The following is a 17,075-nucleotide window of genomic DNA, read 5'->3' as shown; positions in this document are numbered from 1 at the left end:
GCCGGAACGCGCACGAGGAGCGGTGTGGGGAAGAAGCAGCAGTCGCGGGGCCAGAAGCGGGCGGCGAAGGTCGCGGCGCGACGGAAGAAGGTCGGCCGGCCGCACGAGCCGCTGCGCCCTGTCACCACCCTGCCCGGCCTCGATCAGTACGGCCTCGATCAGTACGGCCTCGATCAGTACGGCCTCGATCAGTACGGCCTCGATCAGTACGGGCTCGACCACGATCCGGCCCAGGTCGAGGAGCTGCAGCCCGTCGACGAGATGCGCTACGCCGTCGCGGAGATCCGCACGGTACGCGCGGTCGGCCCGTACGACGGCAACCCGGAGTGGCTGGAGGTCCTGGAGGCCAACGTCGCCGCGCTCGTCGAGGCCGGGGAGGACGACCTGGTCGTCGAGATCATCGACGACCGGGTGCGGCGGGCCGTCGCGGACACCCTCGCCTCGTCGTCGCCCGGGCCGGCCCGGGAGGAGGTCCGGTGCCTGGTGGCGTCGGACGGCGAGACCGCGCCGGCCGACCTGGCCCCGGGCGAGCCCGGCGGCGCGCCCGCGCAGGCCCTGGCCTTCGCCGTCCTGCTCGGTTGGCTCGCCAACAGCGGTCCCCGGCCGATCCCGGCGGCCGCCCGCACGCGCGTCCCGGAGTGGGTCCGGTCGACCCTCGGCGAGGGGCCGGCCGCGGCCGTCGACCGGGTGATCGGGATCCTCGGCTCGGACGCCGACCGCGCGGAGGCGATCGGCCCGGTCGCCGAGGAGCTGGGCGACGACTACCTCGCCGCCCTCATGTGGATCTCCGCCGGCCTCGTCGCCCTCTACGGCGAGGGCTCCGTCGACGACTACCTGCCCCTGCCCGCCTGACGGTACGCACATCCGCGTATGGCCCGGCCCGAGGCACCGGCGGGACCATCCCGGCATGGCGACGGGGCCGATCGGGGCCGCGGTCATCCCCGGCGCGGGCTGGCGGGCGGCCGACGTGCGGGAGGTCGCCCGGGCGGCCGAGGACGCGGGTTTCGCGGCGGTGCTGAGCGCCGAGGTGAACAGCGACACGCTCACCACGGCCCAGGTCATGGGCGGCGCGACGAGCCGGGTCCGGGTCGGGACCTGGGTGGCCGACATCTAGGCGGTGCCGAGCCACCACGCGACGCTCGGGATGCACGCCGTCGAGCTGGCCGCTGAGGCCGCCGACGGGATCATGCCGACGATGTGGTCGCCGGAGCGGACGGAACGCAGCCGCGAGTCGATCGCCCGGGGCCGGCACCGGGCCCCGTAGCTCGGCCCGCTGGAGGTGACGCTCGGGATACCGACCTTCGTCGGCGACGACCTGCCCGCCCTCCGCGACCTCGCGCGGCAGAACCTCGCGCTGTACACGACCTTCCCGTTCTTCCGCCGGATGTGGCGCTCCGAGGGGTTCCACGAGGAGACCGAACGGATGGCGCGAGGCGAGGGCGGCGCCGCGCTGAGCGACCGCCTCCTCGACTCGTTCTGCCTGCTCGGCCCGGTGCCGCGGTGCCGGGAGCGGCTGGCGCGCTACCGTGAGGCCGGGGTGGAGCGGCCGATCCTCGTGCCGCCGATCGGTCCCGCCGCCGCCCTCGCCGTCCTGGACGCCCTCGTCCCTGGGTGACCGCTCACGCGGAACGGGTCCGGCCCTCCTCCCACGCCTTCTCCAGGAGCTGGAGGAGGGCATCGGCGGGCTGGGCACCGGAGGCGCCGTAGGTCGCGTCGACCACGAAGAAGGGGACGCCGGTGATGCCGTACCGGCGGGCCTGGTCCTCGTCGACGCGGACGGCGTCGAGGTATTCGTCGGAGCCCAGGAGGCGGTCGACGGCCGCGGCCGGCAGCCCGGCGTCGAGGGCGAGGCGGCGCAGGGCCTCGGGCTCGCCGATCGGCTCGCCCTCGGCGAAATAGCCGTGCTGCAGGCGCTCCTTGAGCGTCTCCTGCAGCGGCGCGCCGCCCTCGTCCCAGGCCAGGTGCAGGAGCCGGTGGGCGTCGACCGTCGACCCGTCCTGCGCCTTCTCGAACCGGAACTCGACGCCCTCCGCGGCACCCATGTCCGTCATCCGGTCGTGCATCGCGCGGACCTGGGCGCGGTCGCTGCCGAACTTCGCGGCGAGCCGCTCCTCGCGGTCGCCCTCGTGCCGCCGCGGCGCCCCGGGGGTCGAGCTCGAAGCTGCGGTAGCGCACCTCGACCTCGTCGGCGTGCGGGAAGCGGGCCAGCGCCGCGGCGAACCGGCGCCGGCCCAGCGCGCACCACGGGCAGACGACGTCGGACCAGATCTCGACCTTCACCCCTCGCCCAACCGCGGAGGCGTCAACCCGATTCCGCCGTCCGGCTCACAGGCTCCTCTCAGCGCCGTCCTACCGCTCGGCGAGCGGTTCGGGCCATGGTCGTGGGGTGGTGCTGAGGGGGAGACGGGAGACGGGGGAGCGCGCGAGACGGCCGGAGGGACCGGACCGGGAGATCGTGGCACGGGCGTCGGCGGGGGACCCGGCGGCCGCCGCGGAGGTCCTGCGGATCGTGCGGCCGTTCGCGCTGCGCTACTGCCGCGCGCGGATGGGGACGGTACTGCCGGGCCTGACGGCCGAGGACCTGGCCCAGCAGGTCTGCATCGGCGTGCTCGGGGCGCTGCCCCGCTACGAGGACCGCGGCCGTCCGTTCCTGGCGCTGGTGCACCGGATCGCCGTCCACGAGGTGGGCGACGCCTACCGCGCCGCCGCGCGCAGCCCGGAGCTGGCCGACCTGGTCCCGGACCGCCCGGACCGCTCGGCCGGACCCGAGGAGCGGGCGATGGTGCACGACGACGTCGCCCGCCTGCGGCCGGTTCTCGACCGGCTGAGCGCGGCCGCCCGCGAGGTCCTGGTGCTCCGGGTCGTCGTGGGCCTGTCGGCCGACGAGACGGCGGCGGTCGTCGGCAGCACGCCGGGCGCGGTCCGGGCGATGCAGCACCGCGCGCTCACCACCCTGCGCCGGCACGCGGAGGCGGAGGGGATGTCGCCGCCGACGAGCGCGGAGATCACATCCCGCTGAGCTGCGGCTCGGCGGGATGTCCGGCCCCCTTACCTCCCGGCAACACGCCGGACGCGGTGCCGACACACGGGAGATCCACCGTGGCGGTATGCAGGAGAGCGTCGGAGGCCCCGTGGGTGGCCCTGTGCACGGTGCGGAGGCCCTGGCCGCGTCCGGTCCGTCGCCGACCTCCGGGGTCGGCGTGATCGTGCCGTTCGACTTCGCGCTGGACCGCGAGCTCTGGCGCTGGGTGCCCGACGACGCCGCCCTGCACGTCACGCGCACGCCGTTCGTGCCGTCGCCGGTCACCGCCGAGATGGCGCGGGCGATCTCCGACCCGGAGCCGGTGCGCCGCGCCACCCGGGACGTGCTGGTCCCCGAGCCCGGGGTCGTCGCCTACGCCTGCACGTCCGGCAGCTTCGTCGACGGCGCGGCGGGCGAGATCGCGTTGACCGGGGTGATCCGCGAGGCGGGCGCGCCGCACGCGCTCACCACGGCCGGGGCGCTCGTCGAGGGCCTGCGGTCGCTCGACGTGAGCCGGGTCGCCGTCGTCACGCCGTACGTGGACGACCTCACCCGCCGGCTCGAGGAGTTCCTCGCCGCGCACGGGATCGACACGGTCGCGAGCGTCGGGCTGGGGCTGCTCGGCCAGATCTGGCGGGTGTCCTACGAGGAGGTCGTGCGCGCGGTCCGCGCCGCCGACCGGCCCGAGGCCGAGGCCGTGTTCATCAGCTGCACCAACCTGTCCACCTACGACGTGATCGCCCCGCTGGAGCGCCTGCTCGGCAAGCCGGTGATCACCGCGAACCAGGTGACGATGTGGGCCGCGCTGCGGGCGGTCGGGCACCGCGCCGTCGGGCCGGGCCAGTCGCTGATCCACGGCACCGCGGGATCGGTGCCGCCGCCGCACCTGCGCGTGGTGCCCGACCAGCCGATCCACGACGAGGAGCCCGGCGGTCGGGGTGGCGGCCCGGAGGACCCGCAGGTGCTGCACAAGGTCCGCGTCCGGCTGCCGGACGAGTCCGGCGCGCTCGCCCGGCTCACCGAGGCGGTCGCCCGCGCCGACGGCAACATCCTCGGGCTCGCGGTGCACGGGCAGGACTCGCGCTCGGTCGTCGACGAGATGTTCGTCGGGTCCTCGCGGGGTGCCGACGAGCTGGCCCGCGCCATCCGCGAGGGTCTCGGCACCCACGATCCCGGCGCCGTGCTCGTCACCCCGGCCGATCCGCACGACCTGGTCGACGCCCCCACCCGGGCCCTCGACCTCGCGGTGCAGGCGGTCGGCGGCGCGGCCGCGGGGGACGACTCCGCGCTGGCCCGCGGCCTGGGCGCGCTCGTCCACGCCGACGACGTCCGGTTCCGGCCGACCGAGCCCCCGCACCACCCGCATGTCCTGTCCGTGCCCGCGCCGAACGGCGGCTGGCTGGTCGCGCTGCGCGACTGGGCGCCGTTCACGGTCACGGAGCAGGCCCGCGCGGAGGCGTTCCTGCGCGCGGCGGATCTCGAGCCGGTGCGGCCGCGGTGGGACATCGTGCTGCTCTCCGGCGACGAGCTGGTCGCCGAGCCCGCCACCGGCGACGAGGTGGGCGCAGTGGAGGACCTGCTCTGCGCCTGCCTCGCCGCGCTGGGCCCGGCGGACAGCTACACCGCCAGCTGGACCGACCGCGAGCTGCGCAACCTGCTCGTCACGCCCCGGGGTCCGGCCCTCGTGGTGCGCGACGAGGCGGGCGCGCTCGTCGGGCTCGGTGCCGTGCTGGAGGGGTCGGCACCGGGCGCGGACGGCGAGCTGGTCCTGCTCGTGCACCCGGACTACCGCGGGATGCGGCTCGGGCGGTGGCTCCGCAAACGCCTCGCCGCGCGCGCCGTGGTGTGAGGGCGACGCTGAGGGACGTGTGGCGGATGATCCACCAGACGTCCCTTTAGGCTGAGGGTGTGCCGCTCCCCGAGAACTGGTCGCAGTGGAAGGACACGGTCGAGGTCGGCCGTTACGACGCGCGCTGGGACGCCCTCGCCGCCGCCGGGAAGAACGTCCACGGCGAGGCCGACCTCGTCGCCGCGTACTCCCCGGGATCGGTGCTCGACGGCGGCTGCGGCACCGGGCGCGTCGGCATCGAGCTGGCCCGCCGCGGGATCGCCGTGGTCGGCGTCGACCCCGACCCGGACATGATCGCCGCCGCGACGGCCAAGGCGCCGGAGCTGCGGTGGATCCGCAGCGGCCTGGAGGACCTGGACATCACCGACCGGTTCGACGTCGTGGTCCTGGCCGGCAACGTGATCCCCTACGCCCGGGAACGGGCCGGGGTCGTCGCCGGCAGCGCCCGGCACCTCGCGCCGGGCGGGCGGCTGATCGCCGGGTTCAGCCTGCAGGTGGGCTGGCCCGGCCTCGACGAGTACGACGCCTGGTGCACCGCCGCCGGGCTCGCGGCCGAGGACCGCTTCGCGACCTGGGACCGCGAGCCCTACACCGGCGGCGGCTACGCGGTCTCGGTCAGCCGGAAGCCCTCGTAACCCTTGGACGCGACGTCGTCGCAGATCTGCCGGTAGGGGCCCACCCCGCCGACGTACGGCAGCAGGACCCGCGGCTTGCCCGGCACGTTCGCGCCCAGGTACCACGAGTTCGCGTGGTGCATCAGGGTCTGCGCGCCGACCTCGGCGACGTGCGCGGTCCAGCGCTCCTGCGCCTGTTCGTCCGCCTCGATCGTCCGGCCGGCCAGCGCGGCGAGGCAGTCGGTGATCCAGTCGACGTGCTGCTCGATCGACACGAGCATGTTCGACAGCACGGACGGGCTGCCCGGCCCGGTGATGGTGAACAGGTTCGGGAAGCCGGCGATGCCCAGGCCCAGGTAGGTGCTCGGGCCCTCGGCCCACACGTCGCGCAGCCGCACGCCGTCCCGGCCCCGGACGTCGACGGCCAGCAGCGCGCCCGTCATCGCGTCGAACCCGGTGGCGAGGACCAGGTCGTCGACCTCGACGAGCTCGTCGGTGGTCCGCACGCCGGTGGGCTCGATCGCGACGATCGGCGTCTTCCGCAGGTCGACGAGCCGGACGTGCGGGAGGTTGTAGGTCTCGAAGTAGCCGGTGTCGAGGCAGGGGCGCTTGGTGCCGAAGGGGTGGTCCTTCGGGCCGAGCGCGTCGGCCGTCTCCGGGTCCGCGACGATCCCGCGGATCCGGCCGCGGATGTACTCGGCGACGGTGTCGTTGGCCTCCAGGGTGAGGCCGAGGTCGCCGAAGGACTGCCGGAACGACCCCAGCCCGCCCCGCTCCCAGGCCTGGTCGAACGCCGTGGTGCGCTCCTCGGGTGTCACGGACAGGGCCGAGACCTCGGACGGCGTGCCGAGCAGGCCGGCGAGCGACTCGCGGGCCAGCTTCCGGTAGGTGGGGTACTCCGCCTTGCGGGCGTCCTGGGTGGCGGCGTCGAGGGGGGCGTTGCGCGCGGGGACGACGTAGTTGGCGGTGCGCTGGTAGACGGTCAGCTCTGCGGCCTGCGTGGCGATCACGGGGATGGACTGCACGCCGGAGGAGCCGGTGCCGATCACCGCGACCCGCCGGCCGGTGAAGTCGACGCCCTCGTGCGGCCAGCGGGAGGTGAAGTACATCGGGCCGGCGAAGCTCCCGACGCCGGGCAGGTCGGGCTCCTTGGGCACGGACAGGCAGCCGGTGGCGAAGACGCAGTAGGTGGCGGTCAGCTCCTCGCCGCCGTCCGTCCGGATCTCCCAGTGGTCGTCCCGCCAGGTGGCGTGCGTGACCCGGGTGTCGAAGGTGATGTCGCCGCGCAGGTCGAAGCGGTCGGCGACGTGCTCGGCGTACCGGAGGATCTCCGGCTGGGCGGGGTAGCGCTCGGTCCACTCCCACTCCTGCTCCAGCTCGGGGGAGAAGGAGAACGAGTACTCGAGGCTCTCGACGTCGCAACGCGCGCCGGGGTACCGGTTCCAGTACCAGGTGCCGCCGACACCGCTGCCGGCCTCGAACACCCGCGCGCGCAGACCCAGCCCGCGCACCCGGTGCAGCTGGTACAGGCCGGCGAACCCGGCCCCCACGATGACGACGTCGGTGTCGGCCATCAGCACTCCCTCGTGTCGGCGGTCACTTGAATATGCCTCACGAACGGCTCCCTTGCTAAGCGTTCGTTCAGTCAATGTCGACGGGCCGCGCCACGGGCAGCGTCTCGCCACCCTCTGGTCGCTCGAACCCCACGTGTATCCGCAGCTGGGGAACGAGCCGGTCCGGGTCGATGCCGACGACTTGCATCTCCAGCCACGGGCCTTCGTCGAGTTCGACGAGGCCGACCGGAGTTCGAACGGTGCTTTCCTGCGACCGGGTGTGGACCACGGCCCAGGAGACGAGTACCCCCGTCCCGGCGGCCGGCTCCCAGTCCAGCTCCCGACCGGTGCAGGCGGGGCAGGTCTCGGTCGCGGGCTCCGAGGCGTGGCCGCAGGTGGTGCACCGGCGCAGCAGCAGCTCGCCGCGCGAGGTGCCGTCGAAGAACGCGGCGGAGGCCGCGTCCCGGTGGATGACTCCGACGGACATCTCGTCCTCCTTAGCTCGGACCCGTGCCGAGGATCAGGGTGCTGTGGTAGTCGAGGAAGCCGCCGTTGCCGCTCACCAGCACGACGTCGTGCCGTTCGGACTGGCGGTCGCCGCCCTGGCCGCGAGCCTGGATCACGGCCTCGGACAACGGGGTCATTCCCCAGAGGTAGTAGCTGGACAGCTCGCCGCCGCCGGTGTTGACCCGCAGGGAGCCGGACGGGCCGAGCGCCCCCGACTCCGCGAGGGGGCCGCCCTCGCCCTTCTCGCAGAAGCCGTAGTCCTCGAGCGAGACGATCGTCGTGTAGGTGAAGCAGTCGTAGATCTCGGCGACGTCGACGTCGGAGATCGTCACCCCGGCCATCTTCAGCGCCTCCGGCCCGGATCGGGTCGCGCCGGACACCAGTCCGAACTCGCTGTTCCGCTCCCGGATGTACCCGGGGTGGGCCTGCGCCCAGCCGAGGACGTGTACCGGCGGTTGCCGCAGGGCGGCCGCGCGGTCCGCCGAGGTGACCACCACCGCGATCGCCCCGTTGCTGACGAGGCAGCAGTCCAACAAGTGCAGGGGCTCGGCGATCCAGCGCGACGCCTGGTGGTCGGCGATCGTGATCGGCTCGCGCATCTGGGCGAGGGGGTTCCGGGCCGCCCACTCGCGGGCGGCGACCGCGACCGCGCCGAACTGCTCGCTCGTGGTGCCGTAGGCCTGCATGTGCCGGCGCGCCGCGAGCGCGTACATCGACGGTGCGCCGCGCAGGCCCGCCGCGAACGGCATCGCCGCGAAGCCGGCGGGGGTGGCCCGGCTGCTCGCGTAGGCGTCCCCGGTCCCGCCGCCCTCCTGCAGCGGGGCGTCGGCGAAAACGCACACGACGACGTCCACCATCCCCGACTCCACCGCCATCGACGCGTACTGCACCATCGCGCCCGCGGACGACCCGTACGCCTGGATCTCCGACAGCAGGCGCAGGTCGCGCAGGCCGAGGTCCTTCTGCAGGGACAGTCCGATGCCGCGGGTGATCCCCGCGTTGGTGAGCAGACCGTTGACGTCCCCGAGGGCGAGCCCTGCGTCGTCGAGTGCCAGCCGGACGGCGTCCACCGCGAACTGTGCTGCGGTGCGCCCGTAGATCCGCCGGGTCATGTCGGTGATGCCGAGGCCCGCGACGACGGGACGGCGGTGTGAGCGGGTCACGGCGGCTCCATGGGGTCGACGACGCCTGCCGCCCAGGTGTAAGCCGCCGCCCACCTGGGGATCAACGGCCTCCTCGGGATTCCGTGCAGAACCACGAATGGACGGCACCGACTTCGTGGCGTGCGCCAATCGACACCGAGTGTGACCTGGGTCATTCTCGTGGACGTCATGCCGCGCCGGTCCACCGGACCCGCGGCCGGGCCCCGCCGGTCGAGGCGACGGGTCCAGCCCTGCACCCCAAGCCCTGCACCCGAGCCCGAGGGGATCGCGCATGCCTTTCGCACCGCTGACCGGGGTCCGCGTCGTCGACTTCACCTGGAACGTCGCCGGGCCGACCGCGACGAAGGTCCTCGCCGCGCTCGGCGCCGATGTGGTCAAGGTGGAGTACCCGACCCGGCCGGACCCGGGCCGGGTGTTCTCGTTCTCACCCGTCGTCCCCGGCGTCTACGACAGCGGCGGGTTCTTCGCCGACCTCAACATCGGCAAGCGCAGCCTCACGGTCGACCCCCGGCAGCCGGCGGGACTGGCACTGGTCGAGGAGCTGATCGGCGCGGCGGACGTGTTGGTCGAGAGCTACTCGCCGCGCGTGATGGCGGGTTGGGGGCTGACCTTCGACCGGATGCGGGAGCTCAACGACCGGATCGTCTACCTGAGCATCTCCGGGTTCGGCCACTCCGGGCCGCACGGCAGCTACGTGAGCTACGGCCCCACCGCGCAGGCGGCCAGTGGGGTCACCTACGCGTCGGGCGAGCCGGGTCGCCCGCCCGCGGGCTGGGGCTACTCGTTCCTCGACGTCATGACCGGTTACCAGGCCGCCTACGCGGTCACCGTGGCGCTCGCCCCAACCGAGCGCGAGGCGACCCGGATCGACCTCTCTCAGGTCGAGACCGGTGCGGCGATGCTGGCCCCGCTCCTGCTTGACGCCGCGGTCAACGGCACCGACACCACCACTGGCGCGTTCCCGCCGGGCAACCGCAGCGCCTGGCCGGACGGCACGGTCGACGGCTACCGCTACGAACGCGGGGCCCCCTACGGCGTCTACCGCACCGCGGACGAGGGCACGGACGGCTTCTGCGCCATCACCGTGCTCGACGACGACCAGTGGGCCGCCCTGCGGGAGTGCCTCGGCGACCCGGAGTGGGCCCGCGACCCCCGGTACGCGACGGTGGCCGGTCGGGTCGCCGACCAGGACTCGCTCGACGCGCACCTCAGCGAATGGACCCGGACGCAGACCAAGTACGAGCTGATGGCGCGGCTGCAGTCGGCCGGCGTGCCCGCAGGGGCCGTGCAGAGCGGCCGCGACCGCCTCGAGCACGACCCGTCGCTCAGGGCCCGGGAGGTGTTCCAGCGCCGCACGCACGCGTGGGTGGGGGAGCACCGTTTCGGCTCGCTGCCGGTGCACGTCGACGGCGAGCCGCTCCCGCTCGCGGACCGCTGGCCGCTGCTCGGCGCCGACACCGACGCGGTGCTCGCCGAGTGGCTCGAGGCGGACCCGGCCCGCTGCGCCGAGCTGCGCGAGGCGGGCGTGACCTGGCCCGACGGCCTGCCCCTGCCCTCCTACTACCCCCAGGCGGTCTGAGATGTCCCTCCCGCTCGCAGGCGTGCGCGTGGTCGAGCTCGACGACGGCGACGCCCAGTACACAGGGATGCTGCTGGCGATCCTCGGTGCCGACGTGGTGAAGGTCGAGCCGCCGGGCGGCGCCCCGACCCGTTCGGCCGGTCCCTTCGTCGACGGGATCGACGACGGCGCGCACAGCCTGCCGTTCCTGCACTACAACACGGCCAAGCGGTCCGTCGTGCTCGACCTCGCACGGCCCGGCGACCGCGCGACCCTGCACGAGTTGGTCGCGGCGGCGGACGTGTTGCTGGACGGGCTCGGGCCGGACGGCGCTGCGGGCGTGGGGCTGGACGGCCGTACGCTCGAGCGTCTCGCGCCCGGCCTGGTGCACGTCGTGGTCACCCCGTTCGGCCGGACCGGGCCGTGGCGGGACTACCGGTCGTCGGACGTGGTGTCGATGTCGCTCGGCGGGGTCACCGGCCAGACCGGGTACGACGCGGTCGACGACGAGCCGGGCACCCCGATCACTCCGGTCGGGAACCAGCCCCGGCACTTCGGCGGCGTGCTGGCGGCCGTCTACGCGGTGGCGGCGCTGCGGGACCGGCCCGCCGTCGGCGTGCGGACGATCGACGTCGCGCTGCACGACAGCATCGCCGTGTCGACGGAGATCCCGGTCTCGGTGTGGGAGTTCGGCGGGCAGGAGGTGTTCCGCCACACCGGCCGACACGCGTCCGCGGTGATGCACAATCCGGAGTGGCAGTTCCGGTGCGCCGACGGCGGTTGGCTCTGCGCGCTCACGCTGTACCTGAACGACCGCCGGTTCGCAGCGGTCCTCGACTGGTTCGACGGCGCCGGGTTCGCCCACGACCTGCACGCCGAGCGGTTCGTCGCCGAGGCGGACCGGGTGGCGAACATGCCGGAGATCGTGGCCGCGATCGCCCGGTTCTGCGCGGAACGGGACAGCGTCGAGCTCTTCCACGAGGCCCAGCGCCGGGCGCTGCCGTGGGCCCGGGTCCAACCGGTGGCCGCCGTCACCGCCGACCCACACCTGCACGACCGGGACTTCTTCACCGCCGTCGAGGGGCCGGACGGGACGCCGCTGCCCCAGCCGGGGCTGCCCTGGCGGGGCATGCCGACGGTGTTCACAGCGGGGACCGGGCGCGTGCGTGCGCCGCGGCTCGGCGAGGACACCGCCGAGGTCGTGAGCGAGCTGCGCGCCGCCGACCCGGTGGCGGGGGGCTGAGCCGTGCGGCGACTCGCGCTCGCGGCCCTGTGCGTTCTGCTCCTTGCGGGGTGCGGTTCCGCCGCCGCGGCGCCGGGGAGCGACCGGATCCTGCGCTACGGCGCGGACCTCACACCCGGCGGCGGCCCGATCTTCGACCCCGTCCAGTCGTCCCGCTCCCTGACGCCCAACCAGAACTCGTGGCTGGACCTGATCTTCGACCGGTTGATCTACCGGAGCGACGACGGGACCCTGCGCCCGGGCCTGCTCGCGAAGTGGGAGGCGCCGGACCCGCTGACCGCGGTGCTCACCGTGCGGGAGGGCGTCCGGTTCCAGGACGGGACCCCGCTCGACGCCGAGGCGATCCGGTTCAACTGGGAGCGCGGCCTCGCCGAGCCCACCCTGTCCAAGACCCCGGACTTCCGGGCCTTCGAGTCGATGGAGGTGGTCTCGCCACTGGTGCTGCGGGTCCGTTACACCGCGCCCGTCACGGCATACGCGTTCAACGTGACGTTCACCCGGTCGTCGGCGTTCGGGCAGATCGCGTCCCCGACCGCCGTGCGGGAGAAGGGCGCCGGATTCAACGCGGCGCCGGTCGGGGCCGGGCCGTACCGATTCGAGCGGCTCGACCGCGGCGCCCTGCTGTCCGTGCGTCGGTGGGACGGCTACTGGGACCCTGCCGCGCAGCACCTCGACGGCGTCGACTTCGTGCAGAACGGCAGAGGCGCGCCGATGATCTCCGCACTCGCCGCCGGCCGGATCGACCTCGCCCCGGTGAGCCTGTCCGACATCCCGGTCGTCGACTCTCGCGAGGGGCTCACCACGCTGGTCAAGCCGGGGAACGAGGTCCTCTACTTCCAGATGCGGCTCGACCGGCCGCCCTTCTCCGTGCCCGAGGTACGGGAGGCGCTGTCCTGGGCCTTCGACCGGGACATGGTCAACGACGTCGCCTACGCCGGGGCGGGGCAGGCGACGCAGACCATGTACTTCCCCGGCTCGCCGTACCACTCCGCCGACCTGGAGGGGCCGCCACGCTACGACCCGGTGCGCGCCCGGGAGTTGCTCGCCGCGGCGGGATACCCGGAGGGCTTCCGTATCGGGATGCTCGTGCAGAACCAGCCGGTCATGGTCGCCGCGGCCGAGGTGCTGCAGGCCCAGCTCGACCAGGTCGGGGTCGAGGTGGAGATCAACGTCTCGCCGAACTACATCAACGACGCCCTGGCCAAACCGGACTCGATCATGGCGTCGACGATCAACTACTCGGTGCCGGACAGCTTTCTGGTCAGCAAGGCGCGACTCGGGCTCGGCTACAGCAGCCCGGCGTTCGACGCCGCGTACGCCAAGACCCTCGGCGCCACCGGCCGGGAGGCGGAGATCGCGGCGAACACCGCGCTGCAGACCGTCGAGGTGGCCGAGAAACCGATGCTCTTCCTCGCCCAGGAGCCCATCGCCGTCGGGATGCGGGCGGAGGTGGGCGGGGTCACCGAGGTCCGCGGCGACCTGGAGGGGCCCGACCTGCGCAACGCCTCGCTCGGCCCGCGCCCGTAGGAGGGGAACCCGTGCTCACACTCGTCGGCCGGCGGCTGCTGTCGCTCGTCCCGATCCTTCTCGTCGTCTCTTTCGCCGTGTTCATGCTGACCTCGCTTCTGCCGGGGGACCCGGCAGTGACCCTCGCGGGCGGACCCAACGCCACCCCACAGGCGGTCGAAGCGATCCGCGAGCGGCTGCACCTCGACCAGCCCTTCGTCCTGCAGTATCTGTACTGGCTCTGGGACGCCGTCCGGCTCGACTTCGGAACCTCGCTGTTCAGCGGGGTGCCGGTGATGGAGTCCATCGGGCAGCGGCTGCCCGTGACCGTCGGCCTCGTGATCGCGGCCGTCGTGGTGGCGCTGGTGATCGCAGTACCGCTCGGGGTGCTCGCGGGCACCCGGCCCGGCGGGATCGCGGACCGGGTCAACCGGGTCACCTCGACCCTCGGCGTCGGCGTCCCGAACTTCTGGTTCGCGGCGATCCTGATCGTGGTGTTCGCGGTCGGGCTGGGCTGGCTACCGCCCGCCGGGTACGTGCCCTTCACGGACTCGCCGGTCGGCTGGCTGCAGTCGATCCTGCTCGCCGCGATCGCGTTGGGCTTCTTCCTGTCCGCCGAGCTGTCCCGGCAGTTGCGCGCGGCGCTGATCGGCGAACTCGGCAGCAACTACATCCGCACGCTGTGGGCCAAGGGCGCGTCGGCCCGGCAGGTGATCGGCGGGCACGCGGTGCGCAACGCGGCGGGCCCGGCGATCACCGTGTTCGCGGTGCACGTCGGCTATCTGCTCGGCGGCACCGTGATCATCGAACAGATCTTCTCCATCCCGGGGCTCGGCTCGTACCTGCTCGACGGCATCGTCGGCGGCGACCTCCCGGTGATCCAGGGGGTGACCATGATCTTCGTCCTGTTCCAGGTCGGCATGAGCCTGCTCGTCGACATCAGCTACGCGCTGCTCAACCCGAAGGTGCGGGTGGCCTGATGGCGACCCCCACCCAGACGACGGCGCCGGCGGCCGCCGAGACCAGGAGCGTCCCGCAGCGACAGAGCCCGCCCGTGATCGCGGCCATGCGCAGGCTGTTCGCCAAGCCCGCCCCGGCCGCCGCGGCCGGATTCCTCGCACTCGTCCTGCTGGTCGCGGCGTTCGCGCCGTGGCTCGCGCCGCACGACCCGACCCTGCTCAACGTCGCGCCGCCGCTCTCCCCGCCGGGCCCCGGCCACTTGCTCGGCACGGACGACCTCGGGCGCGACATCCTCAGTCGGTTGATGTACGCGGCCCGGCTGTCGATGGCCGCGAGCTTCGCGACGGTCGGCATCGCCCTGGTGCTCGCGTTGGTCATCGGGTTGATCGCCGGCTACAGGGGCGGGTGGGTCGACAACGTCCTGATGCGGATCACCGACGCCGGACTGAGCTTCCCGCCGCTGGTCCTGGCGCTCGCGGTCGCCGGCATCCTCGGCGCGGGCCTGGACAAGATCATCCTGGCGCTGGCCGTGGTGTTCACCCCGGGCCTCGCCCGGCTCGTCCGCGGGCAGACCCTGGCGATCCGCGAGGAGACCTACGTCGAGGCCTCCCGGACCATCGGGACGCCGCGGCTGACGATCCTGCGGCACCGGGTGCTGCCCAACCTGCGGTCCCCACTGATCGTCTCGGTGTCCTTCTACCTCGGCACCGCGTTGTTGGCCGAGGCCGGGCTGAGCTACCTCGGCCTCGGCGCGCGGCCGCCGGAGGCGAGCTGGGGCAACATGCTGCGCCGCGCCTACGACCACGCACTGTTCACCGAGCCCTGGCAGCTCGTCATCCCCGGCCTGGCGATCACCCTGACCGTCCTGTCCTTCACCGTGCTGGCCGACGGCCTGCGCCGCGTCCTCGGCGGCGTGGACGAACCCCGGATGCAGCGCGGCGAGAAGCGCGGGCTGACGGTCGTCGACCGAGCGCCGGCCCCCACCGCGCCGGCGGGCGAGGGCTCGGCCCTACGCGTCCGGGACCTCGCGGTGCGATTCGCCCAGGGCACGGGGCACGCCGTCGTCGAGGGCGTGGACCTCGACGTCCCATCCGGTGCTGTTGTCGGGGTGGTGGGGGAGAGCGGGTCTGGCAAGTCCGTGACGCTGCTGTCCGTGCTGCGGCTGCTCCCACCCGCCGCCCGGATCACGGCGGGCCGGGTCGAGCGACGCGGCAAGGACCTGCTCGGCATGTCGTTCGACGAGATACGCGCGGTCCGCGGCAGCGACGTCTCGATGATCTTCCAGGACCCGATGACCAGCCTCGATCCCTCCCGCACCATCGGCAGCCAGGTCGCCGAGTCGGTGCGGCTGCACGGCGGTGCCGACCGGGCCACCGCGCGGTCCCGGGCGCTGGAGATGCTCGAGCGCGTCGGCATCCCTGCCGCTTCGGAACGGATGGACGACTACCCGCACCAGATGTCCGGCGGTATGCGGCAGCGCGTCATGATCGCGATGGCCTTGGCCTGTGAGCCCCGCGTCCTGATCGCGGACGAGCCGACCACGGCCCTCGACGTGACCATCCAGGCGCAGATCCTCGGCGTCCTGCGGGACCTGCAGCGCGAGCTGGACTTCGCGGTCGTGCTCGTCACGCACGACCTCGGCGTGGTCAGCGACCTGTGCGACCGCGTCGTCGTGATGTACGCGGGCGAGGTCGTCGAGGAGGGCGAGGTCACCGAGGTGTTCGCGCGGCCCCGGCACCCGTACACGGCGGGCCTGCTGGGCGCGATGCCGCAGGTCGGGCGCCGCGACGAGCGGTTGACCGTCATCCCCGGCACCGTGCCCGCGCTGGACCGGCTGCCGTCGGGCTGCCGGTTCCGGACCCGCTGCCCGTATGCGGTGGCCGCTTGCGCCGACGCCGTCGTCCCGCTGGCGGACCTCGGCGGCGGGGACCGGGTGCGGTGCCTCCGTTCGGACGAGCTGACCCTGGAAGGAGCCCGCTGATGACTGCGCCGCCCGTTCTGGCCCCGCCGCTGCTCACCGCGACCGACCTGACCAAGCGGTTCCCGATCCGCCGCGGGCTGCTGCGCCGCACCGTTGGTGAGGTCCGGGCCGTCGACGGCGTAGACCTCGCCCTGGCCCGGGGTACCACACTCGGGCTGGTGGGCGAGTCCGGCTCGGGCAAGAGCACCCTCGGCAGGCTGGTGCTGCGGCTGGCCGAGCCGACGTCCGGCTCGGTCGGGTTCGGCGGCCGGGACCTCGTCGGGTTGCCCGAGTCCGAGCTGCGGGGGCTCCGCCGCCGGATGCAGATGGTGTTCCAGGACCCGTACTCGTCCTTCGACCCGACCTCGACGCTGGCGGACAGCGTCGCCGAGCCGGTGCGCACGCACGAGGGCCTCACCACGGCCGCCGCCCGGCCACGGCTGGAGGAGCTGTTCGCGCGGGTCGGGCTGGCGTCGGAGCACTTGGACCGGTACCCGTCGCAGCTGTCCGGCGGACAGCTGCAGCGTGCGGCGATCGCCCGCGCGCTCGCCGTCGGTGCCGACCTGCTCGTCCTCGACGAGCCGGTCTCGGCGCTGGACGTCTCGACCCAGGCGCAGGTCGTCAACCTGCTCCAGGACCTGCAGCGGGACCTGGGCGTGACGTACCTGTTCATCGCGCACGACCTGTCGGTCGTCCGGCACGTCAGTGACCGGATCGCCGTCATGTACCTGGGCCGGATCGTGGAGGAGGGCCCCGCCGACGCCGTCTACACCGCGCCCCGGCACCCGTACACCGAGGCGTTGCTCGCGGCCGTCCCCGACCCGAACCCGCTCCGTCAGCGGGCTCGTGAACGGGTGGTGCTGCGGGGCGACCTGCCCTCACCGACCGACCCTCCCTCGGGCTGCCGTTTCCGCACCCGCTGCCGGTACGCGATGGACGACTGCGCTACGGAGCCGCCTGCCGGATTCGTGACGGATGACGGTGTGACCACGTACTGTCATCTGCACACCACGGGCCCGGAGCTGCGGGGTGCGCCCGCCGGGCGGCCTCCGCGACCGTGAGCCCGAGCCTCCGATGAGGGGGGCGGCGGGGTGCGCCCCGAGGGCGGCACGGAGGGCGGTGCGATGGCGCTTCGGACTC

At 73.7% G+C, this 17,075-nt stretch carries 16 protein-coding genes and 2 pseudogenes; 13 read left to right on the top strand and 5 right to left on the bottom strand.

Annotation, left to right across the window (positions count from 1 at the left end):
* Positions 1-24: 24 nt before the first annotated feature.
* From ACQP04_RS20510 to ACQP04_RS20495, 4 genes are read left to right on the top strand one after another with little or no spacing between them, the layout of a single operon-like run.
* Positions 25-852 carry a hypothetical protein gene (locus tag ACQP04_RS20510; protein WP_433502173.1) on the top strand — a complete coding sequence of 276 codons (828 nt, stop codon included), beginning with the start codon at positions 25-27 and terminating at the stop codon, positions 850-852.
* Positions 853-907: 55 nt separating this feature from the next.
* A complete protein-coding gene (locus tag ACQP04_RS20505; RefSeq protein ID WP_433502172.1) occupies positions 908-1,114 on the top strand; it encodes an LLM class flavin-dependent oxidoreductase in 207 nt (68 codons plus the stop codon).
* A gap of 3 nt (positions 1,115-1,117) precedes the next feature.
* Positions 1,118-1,264 (top strand): hypothetical protein, encoded by a 147-nt coding sequence (locus tag ACQP04_RS20500; RefSeq protein WP_433502171.1) that lies wholly within the window; start codon positions 1,118-1,120, stop codon positions 1,262-1,264.
* Between the two features lie 15 nt (positions 1,265-1,279).
* A complete protein-coding gene (locus ACQP04_RS20495) occupies positions 1,280-1,615 on the top strand; it encodes a hypothetical protein (protein WP_433502170.1) in 336 nt (111 codons plus the stop codon).
* A 4-nt stretch (positions 1,616-1,619) separates the two neighbouring features.
* Here ACQP04_RS20495 and ACQP04_RS20490 read toward each other — a convergent pair whose 3' ends face one another.
* Both ACQP04_RS20490 and ACQP04_RS20485 read right to left on the bottom strand, forming a co-directional pair.
* Positions 1,620-2,063 (bottom strand): DsbA family oxidoreductase, encoded by a 444-nt coding sequence (locus ACQP04_RS20490; protein ID WP_433502169.1) that lies wholly within the window; start codon positions 2,061-2,063, stop codon positions 1,620-1,622.
* Between the two features lie 136 nt (positions 2,064-2,199).
* A pseudogene (locus tag ACQP04_RS20485) lies at positions 2,200-2,280 on the bottom strand (DsbA family protein); the annotation flags it as partial.
* Between the two features lie 175 nt (positions 2,281-2,455).
* Between ACQP04_RS20485 and shbA the strand changes: the two are divergent.
* The 3 genes and pseudogenes from shbA to ACQP04_RS20470 all read left to right on the top strand — a co-directional run bounded on the left by shbA (position 2,456) and on the right by ACQP04_RS20470 (position 5,506).
* Positions 2,456-3,019, top strand: coding sequence for an RNA polymerase sigma factor ShbA (gene shbA, locus ACQP04_RS20480; RefSeq protein WP_433502168.1), 564 nt, complete (start codon positions 2,456-2,458; stop codon positions 3,017-3,019).
* Between the two features lie 88 nt (positions 3,020-3,107).
* A pseudogene (locus ACQP04_RS20475) lies at positions 3,108-3,872 on the top strand (maleate cis-trans isomerase family protein); the annotation flags it as partial.
* Positions 3,873-4,930: 1,058 nt separating this feature from the next.
* A complete protein-coding gene (locus ACQP04_RS20470; protein WP_037051949.1) occupies positions 4,931-5,506 on the top strand; it encodes a class I SAM-dependent methyltransferase in 576 nt (191 codons plus the stop codon).
* Here ACQP04_RS20470 and ACQP04_RS20465 read toward each other — a convergent pair.
* From ACQP04_RS20465 to ACQP04_RS20455, 3 genes are all read right to left on the bottom strand, one after another.
* Complete coding sequence (locus ACQP04_RS20465) at positions 5,473-7,059, bottom strand: NAD(P)-binding domain-containing protein (protein WP_433502167.1); 1,587 nt, start codon at positions 7,057-7,059, stop codon at positions 5,473-5,475. The two genes, ACQP04_RS20470 and ACQP04_RS20465, sit on opposite strands and share 34 nt — an antisense overlap.
* A gap of 67 nt (positions 7,060-7,126) precedes the next feature.
* Positions 7,127-7,525, bottom strand: coding sequence for a Zn-ribbon domain-containing OB-fold protein (locus ACQP04_RS20460; RefSeq protein ID WP_433502166.1), 399 nt, complete (start codon positions 7,523-7,525; stop codon positions 7,127-7,129).
* Positions 7,526-7,535: 10 nt separating this feature from the next.
* Complete coding sequence (locus tag ACQP04_RS20455; RefSeq protein WP_433502165.1) at positions 7,536-8,708, bottom strand: thiolase family protein; 1,173 nt, start codon at positions 8,706-8,708, stop codon at positions 7,536-7,538.
* A 271-nt stretch (positions 8,709-8,979) separates the two neighbouring features.
* Between ACQP04_RS20455 and ACQP04_RS20450 the strand changes: the two genes are divergently transcribed.
* Genes ACQP04_RS20450 through ACQP04_RS20425 form a run of 6 tightly spaced genes read left to right on the top strand, consistent with a single transcriptional unit; the run spans position 8,980 to position 16,996 of the window.
* The gene (locus ACQP04_RS20450; protein ID WP_433502164.1) at positions 8,980-10,287 is read left to right on the top strand and encodes a CaiB/BaiF CoA transferase family protein; all 1,308 of its coding nucleotides are present in this window, start codon (positions 8,980-8,982) and stop codon (positions 10,285-10,287) included.
* A 1-nt stretch (position 10,288) separates the two neighbouring features.
* Positions 10,289-11,509 (top strand): CaiB/BaiF CoA transferase family protein, encoded by a 1,221-nt coding sequence (locus ACQP04_RS20445; protein WP_433502163.1) that lies wholly within the window; start codon positions 10,289-10,291, stop codon positions 11,507-11,509.
* 3 nt (positions 11,510-11,512) lie between these two features.
* Positions 11,513-13,036, top strand: a complete 1,524-nt coding sequence (locus tag ACQP04_RS20440; protein ID WP_433502162.1) for an ABC transporter substrate-binding protein — start codon at positions 11,513-11,515, stop codon at positions 13,034-13,036.
* Between the two features lie 11 nt (positions 13,037-13,047).
* Entirely contained in the window at positions 13,048-13,995 is a 948-nt protein-coding gene (locus ACQP04_RS20435; RefSeq protein WP_433502161.1) for an ABC transporter permease, read from the top strand.
* Entirely contained in the window at positions 13,995-15,956 is a 1,962-nt protein-coding gene (locus ACQP04_RS20430; RefSeq protein ID WP_433502160.1) for a dipeptide/oligopeptide/nickel ABC transporter permease/ATP-binding protein, read from the top strand. The genes ACQP04_RS20435 and ACQP04_RS20430 overlap by 1 nt, the downstream gene beginning before the upstream one ends.
* Complete coding sequence (locus tag ACQP04_RS20425; protein ID WP_433502159.1) at positions 15,956-16,996, top strand: ABC transporter ATP-binding protein; 1,041 nt, start codon at positions 15,956-15,958, stop codon at positions 16,994-16,996. The genes ACQP04_RS20430 and ACQP04_RS20425 overlap by 1 nt, the downstream gene beginning before the upstream one ends.
* Positions 16,997-17,075 lie beyond the last annotated feature (79 nt).

This window comes from Pseudonocardia halophobica, assembly GCF_050948485.1.
GTDB lineage: Bacteria > Actinomycetota > Actinomycetes > Mycobacteriales > Pseudonocardiaceae > Pseudonocardia > Pseudonocardia halophobica.
Note: the sequence above shows the minus strand (reverse complement) of the source record. Positions and strands in the feature narration are given on the sequence as shown.